The organism is Chryseobacterium daeguense DSM 19388, from assembly GCF_000430825.1.
Lineage (GTDB): Bacteria > Bacteroidota > Bacteroidia > Flavobacteriales > Weeksellaceae > Chryseobacterium > Chryseobacterium daeguense.
Genome location: NZ_AUMT01000014.1, coordinates 97,277 through 110,981, shown reverse-complemented (window position 1 = coordinate 110,981; position 13,705 = coordinate 97,277). Strand labels below are relative to the sequence as shown.

At 35.1% G+C, this 13,705-nt stretch carries 11 protein-coding genes; 8 read left to right on the top strand and 3 right to left on the bottom strand.

All coding sequences use genetic code 11. The features are described from left to right. Window positions 1–302, top strand: a 302-nt coding sequence (locus tag H560_RS23420) for an IS3 family transposase (protein WP_027378952.1), incomplete at its 5' end; no start/stop codon positions are given. 47 nt (window positions 303–349) lie between these two features. Next, the gene (locus H560_RS0116310) at window positions 350–961 is read left to right on the top strand and encodes a hypothetical protein (protein WP_027381015.1); all 612 of its coding nucleotides are present in this window, start codon (window positions 350–352) and stop codon (window positions 959–961) included. 53 nt (window positions 962–1,014) lie between these two features. On the opposite strand, the gene H560_RS0116305 is transcribed toward H560_RS0116310, so the two are convergent. Next, window positions 1,015–1,608, bottom strand: a complete 594-nt coding sequence (locus tag H560_RS0116305) for an acyl carrier protein phosphodiesterase (protein ID WP_027381014.1) — start codon at window positions 1,606–1,608, stop codon at window positions 1,015–1,017. A gap of 103 nt (window positions 1,609–1,711) precedes the next feature. Next, the gene (gene radA, locus H560_RS0116300; RefSeq protein WP_027381013.1) at window positions 1,712–3,061 is read right to left on the bottom strand and encodes a DNA repair protein RadA; all 1,350 of its coding nucleotides are present in this window, start codon (window positions 3,059–3,061) and stop codon (window positions 1,712–1,714) included. Window positions 3,062–3,207: 146 nt separating this feature from the next. Between radA and H560_RS0116295 the strand changes: the two genes are divergently transcribed. The 4 genes from H560_RS0116295 (at window position 3,208) to yidC (ending at window position 8,137) form a co-directional block, all read left to right on the top strand. Beyond that, window positions 3,208–3,525 carry a hypothetical protein gene (locus H560_RS0116295; protein ID WP_155845033.1) on the top strand — a complete coding sequence of 106 codons (318 nt, stop codon included), beginning with the start codon at window positions 3,208–3,210 and terminating at the stop codon, window positions 3,523–3,525. Between the two features lie 67 nt (window positions 3,526–3,592). Then, a complete protein-coding gene (locus H560_RS0116290; RefSeq protein ID WP_027381011.1) occupies window positions 3,593–4,162 on the top strand; it encodes a YceI family protein in 570 nt (189 codons plus the stop codon). A gap of 177 nt (window positions 4,163–4,339) precedes the next feature. Beyond that, window positions 4,340–5,947, top strand: a complete 1,608-nt coding sequence (locus H560_RS0116285; protein WP_027381010.1) for a CTP synthase — start codon at window positions 4,340–4,342, stop codon at window positions 5,945–5,947. 393 nt (window positions 5,948–6,340) lie between these two features. Then, window positions 6,341–8,137 (top strand): membrane protein insertase YidC, encoded by a 1,797-nt coding sequence (yidC, locus tag H560_RS0116280; protein ID WP_027381009.1) that lies wholly within the window; start codon window positions 6,341–6,343, stop codon window positions 8,135–8,137. An 86-nt stretch (window positions 8,138–8,223) separates the two neighbouring features. Here yidC and H560_RS0116275 read toward each other — a convergent pair whose 3' ends face one another. After that, the gene (locus H560_RS0116275; RefSeq protein WP_027381008.1) at window positions 8,224–8,808 is read right to left on the bottom strand and encodes a ribonuclease HII; all 585 of its coding nucleotides are present in this window, start codon (window positions 8,806–8,808) and stop codon (window positions 8,224–8,226) included. A gap of 119 nt (window positions 8,809–8,927) precedes the next feature. On the opposite strand from H560_RS0116275, the gene H560_RS0116270 reads away from it, so the two are divergent. After that, window positions 8,928–11,927 (top strand): SusC/RagA family TonB-linked outer membrane protein, encoded by a 3,000-nt coding sequence (locus H560_RS0116270; RefSeq protein ID WP_027381007.1) that lies wholly within the window; start codon window positions 8,928–8,930, stop codon window positions 11,925–11,927. A gap of 8 nt (window positions 11,928–11,935) precedes the next feature. After that, entirely contained in the window at window positions 11,936–13,588 is a 1,653-nt protein-coding gene (locus tag H560_RS0116265; RefSeq protein WP_051289366.1) for a SusD/RagB family nutrient-binding outer membrane lipoprotein, read from the top strand. The last annotated feature ends 117 nt before the right edge of the window (window positions 13,589–13,705 follow it).

Here is a 13,705-nt window from a genome sequence, read left to right as displayed (position 1 = left end):
CAGACAGAGGGATACAGTATGCGTGCACAGAATTTACGTCAATAGTCGGGAAAAATATTACCCGAAGTATGAGTGGAAAGGGAAATTGCTATGATAATGCTGTAGCGGAGAGTTTTTTCAAAACTCTGAAAACCGAACTTGTCTATCAAAATAAATATGAAACTAGAGACCACGCCAAAAACTCTGTGTTTGAATATATAGAAACATTTTACAACACCCAGAGAAGGCATTCAGCTTTAGGAAATTTAACCATAAGAGAGTATCAAAATTTAATGTCTAATCAATCTAAAAATGTAGCATAAAGAGTATATAAATTTTGTCTCAAAAATAGTTGCAAGTTCAGACTGTTATGGTTACAGGAAATGGAACACCAATTAATTCAGGTACATTTAATTATACCTTTACATTAGGGAGCAGCACATGTTCAAGAGATGTTTATTATAATGCGCAGGATCCAGCAATTGACCCTTGTCAGACAGTTTGGTTAGGAAGATCAAACTTCCCAAATACATATTTAATTAATGGTCAGTCAGTTGCGGTAAATGTTACTACTACAGGATATGTAACAGCAGGATCACAAATGGATTCCTGTGGTGGACATTCAACATCAAATTCTTGGAAAATAGGAACTTATAATTCTCCAGGGTCTATAACATTTACATTCAGCAAGCCTGTATCTAATGTGAAAATCAATGCAAATGGTTGGTATTCAGGATCAAATAATGTTGCGACTGTTACTGCTAAAAATGGAGCGACCACCATATCCAATCCTACATTATTAACATCACAGTCATGTAACCAGGTACCAACAGTTACCGGAAACACAATAACACAGCCAGGAACATTTGCTGTGCAAAATACAGTGACATCTATAACAGTATCTTACAATGGGGTATCAAACGGATCTCCGTTCCCTGCTGGAGGTCTTTTACATATTTCTTTCTGTGATTCGGCACAATAAAAAATATTATTAATTTTAGGTAAATCAGGCTGTCTCTTTTAGAAGCAGCCTGTTTATTTTTCCATTTGTAAGAGTGTGTTGATTCCATTTGCATGACTCAGTAAGTCCGGAAAAAAATCATCATAGCATTGTTGGAGTATATCTTTATTTTTTAAAAAAGCCTCAAAAACAGGAATATTAATATCAAGGTATTTCGCTTTGTGTAAAACATTTCTCATACTGAATTGTATTCCCTGGTCATTGCGGTAATTGTAAAGCCAATCGTCATGTTCCATTTTCACGAGCATTCTTTTTAAGCTTTCAGGCAAAAATTCATGATATTTATTCAAAACACGATAGACATTTAATGAATGCTCTTTCCAGCCCTGAAGCGAATGCAGGCTCAAATCATTTGCCACAAAATAATCCATGGAAACATCCACAAATGCTCCGGAATACAATCTTACCAACGGTGCAAAAACCTTTTTCGCTTCATGAATAGCAGGATGCGAATCGGTGAAAGTGTCAATGGCGCGATGCATTGTAATCCCGTCCTGAATATCTTTCGGAAATGAAAATCGGTCCCTGTTTCGGATAAAATCTTCCAGAAACTGACCAACAATTTGGCCTTCGGTAAAGGTGAGGAAAGAATGAGCCAGGTAATTCATGTATTAAAGTTATGAATTATGAGCTATAAATTATAAGTTGATTGAAATAATTAATATAACTATCGTGAGCAAAATCAAAAATCAAAATTTATCATTCATAACTCTAAAAAAGCCTTTCGTGAAAATCTTCAATTTTACTCACTTCCTCAATTTTAATTCCGAATTTTTTCTTTGGAAGTTTATTTAAATTAGATATAAAAATTTTTTCGTAGCCTAATTTTTCTGCTTCGGTAATTCGCTGTTCGGCCTGTGCAATCGGGCGGATTTCTCCACTTAAGCCAATTTCTCCGGCAAAACAATAATGTTCCGAAATCGCAATATCTTCATTAGATGAAAGAATGGAAGCTACAACCGCCAGATCCAGAGCCGGATCATCCGTTTTTATTCCGCCTGTGATATTTAAAAAAACATCTTTTGCGCCCAGTTGAAAACCAGCACGCTTTTCTAAAACAGCAAGAAGCATATTCAATCTTTTGGCATCAAAGCCGGTGGAACTTCTCTGTGGTGTTCCATAAACGGCCGTACTCACCAATGCCTGGATTTCCAACAGCATCGGGCGGTTTCCTTCCAAAGTCACGGCAACGGAGTTTCCGGAAAGCTCTTCGAATTTTTTTGTAATTAAAATTTCAGAAGGGTTTTTTATTTCCTTTAAACCTTGGGAAACCATTTCATAAATTCCAATTTCGGAAGTAGATCCGAAACGGTTTTTGTTGGCTCTGAGCAGTCTGAAAAGGTGATTTCTGTCACCATCAAAATTGAGGACAACATCTACCATATGTTCCAGGACTTTCGGGCCTGCAATCTGTCCGTCTTTTGTGATGTGACCGACTAAAAAAACAGGAATATTGTTTTCTTTTGCATATTTAATTATCTCGTTGGAACATTCTCTGATCTGGGAAACGGTTCCCGGAGAACTTTCAATCAGCTGAGACTGCAAAGTCTGAATGGAATCAATAATAACGAAATCAGGTTCTAATTTTTTGGCTTCATGAAGGATTTTTTCCAGATTGGTTTCTGTAAAAAGAAAACAGTTCGGATTTTGGATATCTGTTAACCTATCCGCCCTCATTTTGATTTGGGAAGCACTTTCTTCACCCGAAACATAAAAGATTTTTTTCTTCATTTTCAGGGCAAGTTGGAGAAGAAGAGTAGATTTACCGATTCCGGGTTCCCCGCCGATCAATGTTACGGAGCCCAGGACAATTCCGCCACCCAAAACACGGTTGAGTTCTTCGGAAGGGGTTTTAATCCTCGGTTCTTCATTGGTTTCTACTTCAACGATATTAATAACATGCTGTTTCGATTTTGAAAAAGGTGGTGTTTTTGAAGAGGTTTTTTCCACAACTTCCTCCACCAAAGTATTCCACTGCCCACAGTTTTTGCATTGTCCCATCCATTGAGAATACTGGGTTCCGCAGTTTTGACAGAAATATGCTGTTTTTAATTTTGCCATACTGCGAAGTTCAAAATTTTTTTTGAATTTTTCTTCCGAATTTTAGTTAATTTTCGGGTATGAAAAATATTTTGCTGAAAAGTGTTGAGATTTTTGTGCTGATGTCAATTATAAACTTTGTATTGAGTGTATTAATTTTATATATCATGAAATTACCTGGAGGAAATTTTGGAATGCACCCTTTCTTAATACTTATAGAATGCGGATTTGTTTCTGTTGTGGCATTTATTACAGTTATAATATTTAAAAAGAATTACCACTCTATTTTAAGGATGGCACTTCTGTTTGAAATTATTTATGTTATTGGTTTAGTCTTATCCGGTTTCAATCCTTATGGAACAAAAGATCAGAATATACTCAGCTTATTAACTTATTTAAATTCATTAATTACATTTTTTATAATCTATCTTTTTAATTTTCTCTATTCAAAAATAATTATATCAAAATCAAAAAAAATAACATAGATCAATGTCTTGTCGTTATAGTTAACGTAGCTTCGCTTTAAGATTAATCTAAAAAAATAGATATATTATGAAAAAGGTATTTTTTACTTTCGTATTTACACTTCTAAGTATCCTGAGTTTCGCTCAGACAGACTGGATGTTGGACTCAATGCATTCTTCAGTTAATTTCAATATAAAGCATATGGGAATCAGCTTTGTACAGGGCAGATTCGATAAGTTTGACGGAAAAGCGGCAACTAAAGGCAATACTATTGATAAAGGGGATTTGAGCGTGACTGTTGATGTTAATACGATCAATACAGGAGTTGAAATGAGAGATAAGCATTTGAAAAGTGCAGACTTTTTCGACGCTGAAAAATATCCAACCATGAATTTTGTAACGACTTCTATTACAAAAGATAAAAATAATACATATATATTAAAAGGAAAACTGACAATTAAAGATATAACGAAAGAGATCAGTGTTCCGCTAACTTTCGGTGGTGTTACAAAAAACCAGCAGGGAAAGGAGATTATGGGATTGCAGACAACATTTAAAGTAAACCGTTTGGATTATAATATTAAATATGATCCTACGGGAGCAGGTGTGGCTAAAGACGTTGACGTTAACTTATATTTTGAGTTAATTAAGCAATAGTTTTCATATATATAATTTGGTTTAGGAAAGGTTTTCATTTTTTGGAAACCTTTTTTGCATTGGTGACTTAGAGCCTCAGCCACCAAGTGTACGGTAAGAGCCGTTAATTAATTTAAAATTATAATCTAAAATTGCTTTGTATTTCTTTTTCCCCTAACTTTGCACAAACCTAATCTAATGAGTAAAAAGAATACAAAGTACATCTTTGTGACAGGAGGTGTAACTTCATCTTTGGGAAAGGGAATCGTTTCTGCTTCTCTGGGACTTCTACTAAAATCACGCGGCTTTAATGTAACGATCCAAAAACTAGATCCTTACATCAATATAGACCCAGGAACACTGAATCCTTATGAACACGGAGAATGCTATGTAACCGAAGATGGCGCGGAGACGGATCTGGATTTAGGCCACTATGAGCGTTATCTTGATGCTCCTACTTCCCAAAATAACAACGTTACGACAGGAAAAATCTACCAGACTGTAATTGAAAAAGAAAGAAAAGGAGACTTCCTTGGAAAAACAGTTCAGGTAATTCCTCATATTACGAACGAAATCAAACGCAGAATTAAAATTTTATCTAAACAGAACTACGATATCATAATTACTGAGATCGGTGGAACTGTAGGAGATATCGAATCTTTACCTTACATAGAAACTGTTCGCCAGTTGAAGTGGGAATTGGGTGAGAAAAATTCTATGGTGATTCACCTTACTTTATTGCCTTATCTGGCTTCAAGTGGTGAATTAAAAACTAAACCTTCCCAGCACTCTGTTCGCCAGTTGATGGAAAGCGGAATTATGGCAGATGTTTTAGTTTGCAGAACGGAGCATAAAATTCCGAAGGATCAGAGAGCAAAGCTGGCTCAGTTTTGTAATGTTCCTTTAGATAACGTAATTGAATGTAAAGATCTGGAAACGATCTATGAAGTTCCGATGTACCTTCAAAAACAAAATTTTGATGATGTGGTTCTTAAAGAACTGGATCTTAAGAATGATAAAGAAGCAGATCTTAAAGACTGGAAAACATTCCTTAAAAAATTCCAGAACCCTAAAAAATCTGTAGAAATTGCATTGGTAGGTAAATACGTTTCTCTTCAGGATTCTTATATTTCCATAGCCGAAGCTTTCAAGCATGCAGGTGCAGGCCTTGAGACTGAAGTGAAGATCAGATGGGTATACAGTGGAGATATTACACCGGAAAATATTAAAGATACTTTAAAAGATGTAGACGGAATCCTTGTTGCTCCAGGTTTTGGCGACAGGGGAATAGAAGGGAAAGTTCTTACTGCACAATATGCAAGGGAAAATAAAGTTCCGATGCTGGGTATTTGTCTGGGAATGCAGATCATGACGATAGAATTTGCAAGAAATATTCTTGGACATGCAAAAGCAAACTCAATGGAATTTGATACTTCTACGGAACATCCAGTGATATCATTAATGGAAGAGCAGAAAAATGTAGTGGATAAAGGAGGAACAATGCGTCTTGGAGCTTGGAAGTGTGCATTGAAAAATGGTTCTAAATTAAATGACATCTACGGAACAAAACATATTTCTGAAAGACACCGTCATAGATATGAATTCAACAGTGATTATATAAGTGAATTTGAGAAAAACGGTTTCCTTGCAACAGGTACAAACCCGGAAACAGGATTGGTGGAAGCATTAGAAATGCCGGACCACCCGTTCTATGTAGGGGTACAATACCATCCGGAATATAAAAGTACGGTCGCTACACCGCATCCGTTATTCAGAGCTTTCATTAAGGCTTGTGAAACGAAATAATATAAATTATTAAGCCTTCAGGGTTTTTAAAACCTTGAAGGTTTGAATGAATAAAGTAATTCTTTAATTACAAACGTCATAAATAAACTCAGACTGATTATTCTCAGCCTGAGTTTATTATATAGTAATATATTATAGGATAGAGTTTTGATAAAAAAACAGTATTTTTGTCGACTCGAAAATATATAACATTTGTTATACATATAAAATTAAAAATTTAACCACAAAAGAAACAAAAGCAGCCTTTGGACTTTAAGTTTTATACTTTGAAATTAAAATAGCTTACAAAAGCTGAAAAATCAGATATTTCAAAAAGCCTAAGTGTTAAACAAAACTTTGTGCCTTTTGTGGTAAAAAATAAAATAAATAGGTAAAAATTTTAATTAAAATAAAATGCAACAGAACAACGGACTCGATAAAAGTCAAATGATTAGTTTTGCGGTTTTATGTTTGGTTCTTTTTGGTTTCATGTTTTATTTCCAAAACAAGCAGTCAAAAGAAGAAGAGGTAAAAGCTCAGCAACAAAAGACCGAACAGGTAAAAAATGCCATAAAACAAACTCAGGCAAGCAATATCAATCCAAATGTAACTCCCAACGCAATTCAGACAGCGAATCTTTCTAACAAAGAATTAAAAATAGAATTTGCAAGCTTAGGAGGCCAGGTTTCTAAAGTGGAACTTGCAGAATACAAAGCTTATGATCATAAAACGGATAAGGCAGACCTTCCGCTATACCTGATCACTAAAAATAATTCCAACTACGGTTTCCAATTCAAAGATAAAACTGGAAAAGTAATTAATACTAAAGATTTAGTTTTTGCACCTACTGTTAATGGAAATGCTGTAACCATGACGGCTAACTATAATGGTGCGGTTATTCAGTTTATTTATACTTTACTTCCTAAATATACACTAGACTTTAAAGTAAGAACTCAGGGCCTTTCAAAGATCACTGCAGATAATAAAGCAGATTTTATCTGGGATTATAGTGTGAGGAATCTGGAGAAGGGTAGAGCTCAGGAGCAGTCGCATTCAGAATTCTCGTATGCTTTCAATAATTATAAAGATTATGATTATGACGGAAGAACAACCATGGAGGAGGAAAAAGAAACCCTTAACTGGATTGGTGTAAAACAGCAGTTTTTCACTTCTGTGATTGAGTCTAAAATCGGATTTACACAAAGCAAAGGAAATCAGGAAATAGTAGAAGAAGGTGAGTATTTGAAAAAGCTAAACTATGAAGGTTTTGTTCAAATGACAGGCAGCGAATTGAATCAGGATTTCACATGGTACTTTATGCCTTTGGATTTACCATTATTAAAATCTTACGATAAAAACTTCGACGAAATTCTTCCTTTGGGATGGTCTTTCATCGGATGGATGAACAGGGGATTCTTTATCCCTATTTATAACTTTATTTCTTCCTGGGGGTTAACAGCAGGCTGGGCAATTTTTGTTCTGACCATACTTGTTAAGCTAATCTTATCCCCGATTATGTACAAACAGCATAAGCTGAGTGCAATGATGAGGGTAATCCGTCCGGAAATTGATGAAGTAAATGCTAAATTGAAGGATGCAGACCCAATGAAAAAGCAGCAGGCAACGATGGAAGTCTACCGAAAAGCCGGTGTCAACCAGATGGCGGGATGTTTACCGGCGCTGGTACAGATTCCGATCTTCTATGCCTTATTCCGCTTTTTCCCGAACTTTATTGACTTAAGAGGACAGGGATTCTGGTTTGCAAAAGATTTGACGGCTTATGATGATTTAATTAAATTACCATTTAAAATTCCTTTCCTTGGGGATCACTTAAGTATTTTTGCATTAGCGTGTACTGTTGTGATTTTAATCTATACTGTAATGACTTCCGGAAATATGCAGCAGCCGCAACAGGAGGGAATGCCAAACATGAAAGTATTAATGTACATTTTCCCAATTACATTCTTATTCTTCCTGAATACTTCGGCATCTGGTCTTTCATGGTACTACTTCGTATCGAATGCTATTAATATTTTGATTATCCTTGTCATTAAATACCTGATTTTGGATGAAAAGAAAATTCATGCGCAGATTCAGGCCAACAAAGAAAAACCAAAAGCAGAAGGTAAGTTCCAGAAGCGTATGAGAGAGATGATGGAAAAAGCTCAGGAACAGCAAAAATATCAGGAGCAAAAAAATAAAAAGAAATAATATTCACATAAAAAGAGAAGCAAAACGCTTCTCTTTTTTATATTCTTAATTTTCGTTAAAATTTCACAAATTATAGAAATGTTTTCCTAGTCATATTTTAATCTGAAGGAACGGCGATGATATTTCGTCGGTCCAAATTTTATTAATGCATCCTGATGTTTTTTAGTTGCATACCCGAAGTTGGTATCCCATCCATATTCAGGATGCTCGTCATGAAGGTTGATCATTAACTGATCTCTGTAATTTTTTGCTAAAATAGACGCTGCCGCTATTGACAATACTTTTGCATCTCCCTGAACAATACATTGATGCGGAATAAAATTATAAGGATGGAATCTGTTTCCATCTACCAAAATCAGTTCCGGGCGTATTTTTAATTTATCAAGGGCCTGATGCATTGCATGAATGCTTGCATTGAGGATATTGTGCTGATCTATAAACTCTGCAGGAAGCTCTGCAATAGCATAATCCTTAACATTGTCTTTTATATAGCTGTCAAGATCCATTCTGGTCTTGAAATTTAATTTTTTTGAATCATTAACTAAATTTTGGTTAAAATTTTCATCCAAAATAACCGCTGCCGCTACTACAGGACCACATAAACAGCCTCTTCCTACCTCATCACACCCTGCTTCAATGTAAAAAACCGACCATTTTTTTAGTAAATCCATAATTTTTTTGGCTTTAAAAATATAAAACGATCCAAATTTAAAGATTTTTAACAAAATACTTGGTCGCCTTTAGAAAGTTTTTCATATTTGCACCAATAAAAAAAATAATCAATTTAAATATGAAGAAATTAACTACAAGTGTCTTAGCTGTAGTCCTGACATCGTCATTTGTGATGTTAAGTGCACAGCAGACGTCTAATGATTCTGTGAAAACTACAGACATCCGTGAGGTTGTTGTTACAGGAGCCTTAGGTTTGAAAAAGAGACAGGATGCAATCACTTCTACCAATCAGGTAGTAAATAATGCCGAAATCACTCAAGCTAATAACCCGAACGCAGTTCAAGCCTTAACTGGAAAAGTTTCTGGCTTACAGATTAATACTACGAATAACTCTGTAAATTCATCAACGAGAGTTGTATTAAGAGGACCAAGATCTATTTCCGGAAATAATCAGGCTCTGGTTGTGATTGACGGAGTAATTTCAACATTAGATATTTTACAAAATATACCACCAGAAATTATTGATAATATGAACATTATCAAAGGTATGCAAGGTGCTGCCTTATATGGTGAAAGAGGAAGTAATGGTGTTATTGTAGTAACGACAAAAAGAGGAACGAAATCTGAAAAACTGCAATTCAACCTTACAAGCTCAATTGATTTTTCAAATGTTTTTAAACTGCCAATCAGACAAAAACTTTATGGTCAGGGTTATCCGGGTGATACCTTTGATACTACTGATTATGGTGGTGCAAACTGGACACCGTATGAAAACACTAACTGGGGACCTGCTTACTCCTCTGTTTTAGGTGGGCAATCATTGCTTGTAGGAATGCCTCAGGCCGACAACTCATGGTTCAGAGAAACTTTTGATTATAAAAAAGACGGAATATCTAACTTCTTTAAGACAGGAGTTTTAATTCAAAATGGATTATCCGTAACAGCTGGAGGATCTGATTCTTATGTTTTCTTATCAGTAAACAGGGCAGAAAATGACTTTGTAGTTGATAAAGATAATTTAAAGAGAAACAACTTTATATTAAAAGCAGGAAAGCAATTAGGTAAGTTTAGAATTGATGGAAACGTAAACTTTTTAGACAGAAGAACATCAACTACAAATTCTAATCTATATGGACAATTACTTCAAACGCCTACAAACGTTGATATAAGACAATTCAGATATTCTCTTCCGGATGCCAGTTATAGCATTTATACTGTTAACCCTTACTGGACTATTGATAATGATAGAACAGATGTTAAAGACAGAACGTTTACTGGATTACTTAATTTGGAATATAAGCTAAGTGATCATATTTCATTTACTTATGCAGGAACTGTAGTTTCTGGCTCTACTGTAGAAGAAAGTCATCTAAATGCCTTTGCTTTTGATAGAGAATATACAGGTACCGATACTCCCATTGATGATACGCACCCAACAGATTATGGTCTAGATCCAATTGTATCGAATTATTATAAAACTGTGGGTACTAGCTTTAGATATTATGGAGATTTAATGGCAAATTTTGATTATAATTTGACAGACGATATTGGTCTTAAGTTTAATGTAGGGCACAATATTCAGGATGCTTCCACTTCTGTTGCACAGGTGGGTGGTGAGAATCTGAAAATACCGGGATGGTATCACATCAATAATGTATTGCAGCCTGACCAGTTCTATAATCTTAATAATAATAATACAAGACAAAGATCTTTTGCTTGGTTTGCGAATTTAGATTTAAGTTATAAAGATTACTTATTCTTTAACTCCACCTTCAGATATGAGAAAAGTTCACTTACAAGTGTTAACCCAGTAACTATTCAAGGTGTACAGCTGCCATTTAGTAATAAAGGATATCCGTATTACTCCTTTGGAGCTTCATTCGTTCCTACAAAAGCATTCGCAAGTATTAAAGGAAACGTATTAAACTATGCAAAAGTAAGCTTGAACTATAGTAGAGTTGGAAATAGCTCTACAATTGATTTGTATGGATTAGACAGAGTGGGAGCATTTCCTGTAGGTTATCCTTTTGGTTCGCTTTCATCTTATTTGCCTACTACTACTGTGTTTGCACAAGATATTGAACCGGAATTCTATCAATCAAAAGAAGCTTCTCTACAATTAGGATTCTTTAAAGACAGAATTACTGTAGATGCATCAGTATTTAGAAATGATAACAAGAACTTTATTACCACTATATCTACTTCTTCTGCTTCGGGTATCACTAACTTCCAGGATAATATCGGAAATAGCCGAAACCAAGGGTACGAAATTGATTTAGGTCTTACACCTATCAAGACAAAAGACTTTGAATGGAAGGTAAGAGGTTCATATTCAACTTATGATACGGAAATCCTGTCACTTGCGGAAGGTGCCGACGAGGTAGCTTTGTATAACTCTACTACTACAAATATCGGAATATTTGCCGTTAAGGGTGAAAATTTCCCCGTTATTAAAGGGACTAAGTATCAAAGAGACCCAAATGGAAATATCATTGTAAACGCAAATGGTAATCCATTGTCTACAACAAATTTTGAAGTTCTTGGAAAAGTAAATCCTGATTATATCTTAGGATTTAGTACTTCATTCAAATTTAAAGGAATTACTTTGAGTGCAACTGCAGATTACAGAACTGGAAATAGTTTTGTGTCATTGGCAAAAGCAAGTTTAGGTTCTACAGGATCTACTGAAAAAACTGCTGATTTTGACAGATCTCAGGGATATGTAGTTCCTAATTCGGTTCAATTAATCAATGGCCAGTATGTAGCTAATAATACACCGGTAGGAAATGATCCAAGTTATTTTGGAGTTATGAATTACTTTACAACTGCTGCTTATTCATCTGTAGGAGAGGAGTTTGTTGTAGATGGTACAGCATTAAAAGTGAGGGAAATTGCTTTAAGCTATGATTTACCAAAATCAATCTTAAGAAACACATTTGTTAATTCATTAGCAATTGGTGTTTATGCAAGAAATCCATTCTTCATTTATGCTAAAGATAATAGAAACTATAATGACCCGGAAACAGCCAATACTACTGGAAATGCAGCAGGTGTTGCTGTTACAGGGCAATATCCTAGTATGAGAACTTTTGGTTTTAACCTTAATGTAACTTTTTAATTAACAAAATGAAAAACAATAAATTTTTAATAACAATTCTAGCTGCCGCTTTAAGTTTCAACGCAGTATCTTGTAGTAATGAATATTTGGATGTAAATGACAATCCAAATGCAATCCAGGCAGAAAATATTACCCCTGAACTTATGCTTCCAGGTGCTGTTACTACAGCTTACAGAACGCAGGCGGGAACTATGATGCAGTTTGGAAATCTTATGATGAACAGCTGGGCGGGAAATTCTTATACAATTGCGGGACCTTATTCCAGAGAATTCAGCTTATCAAGTGTAGATAATACTTTCTATAGAGGAATTTGGGAAGGACTGTATCCAAGAATTGCAAATTTCGACCAGATGGAGAAGTTTACCAATAACAACCATGAGCAAGATTACTATATTGCTATTGCTAAGATCATGAAAGCATATTATATGCAATATATTGTGGATCTTTATGGAGATTCTCCTTACAGCGAAGCGTTCATGGGGCAGCAAAATACTACCCCAAAATACGATAATGACACGGATATTTATAAAAATTTAATATCTAAATTAGAAGAAGCTAATGCTTTAATCGATGCACCAGCTTCATCACCGGATATACATCCTTTAGAACCAGTTTCTGATATTGTCTTTGCTGGAGATATGGATAAATGGAAGGCGCTTTCCAATACCATTAAACTTAGATTACTACTTAGAATGTCTAAAGTAACTGGTGACTTGGCAACCTATAGAGATTCTAAACTTCAGACTTTATCTGGTGCAACATTTATTGATGAAGAGGTAACAGTGAACCCTGGATATTCTTCATCTACTGATGCTAAGATGAATCCTTTTATCTTAAACTGGGCTAGAAATGCATCAGGCCAGCAAGTGTCAAACTATGCGGTAGTAGTAGTTTCTGAGCACATGGCAAATTCATTGGAGGGTAATGTTATATTGAATGATGCCAATTACAGTAAATTTACAGGTCTTAAAGATCCAAGAAGAACAAGATTATTTACCAATGTATCTTCTGTAGATTATACAGGAGCTCCATTTACAGGACTAAAAGGTGTAAGACAAGGAAATGTACCAGGTCAGCCTGGTGTACCTGTAAATAATGTTAATACTTCAAAATTGGCTACAGGCAATTTCTCAGGAGGAGCAGCTGTTGCTACATGGGGAGACGTTATTGAGGAGAATAATTCAAGAGGTGGAGTGCTTTTTTCAAGAGCTGAAAGTAATTTGTTACAAGCAGAAGCTGCGCTTAGATGGCCTTCAATTTTTACTTTCTCTCCTGCTGCTAAATTTAATGCTGCTATAGTTGCTAATGCAACTTGGCTTGGAACAAATATGACTAATGCAGCTTGGACAAACTATATCAATGGTATTGCCACAAGACCAGGTTTAGGATGGACCGGAACTGATGCTCAAAAAATTGAAACAATAATGACTCAGAAATGGATCGCATTGACAAATATTAATCCAACAGAAATGTTTATTGAATACAATAGAACAGGTTATCCATTTACTCCAATGGCTACCACGGCTCAGTATCCTAATAAACCATACAGATTAGTATATCCAAACTCTGAATATGCTGCTAACTCTGCCAATGTTCCAAATATTTCAAGTGCACAAGTATTTGTTAAAAATCAATTTACTCCATTCTGGAATCAAAATTAAATTGATTACATTTTATTAATATTAAACCGCCACTAGTGGCGGTTTTTTTGTTAATGATCAAAAATTAACTATGTTCAACATAATTAATTTTCCTGTTATATCTTCGCGTGATGAAAT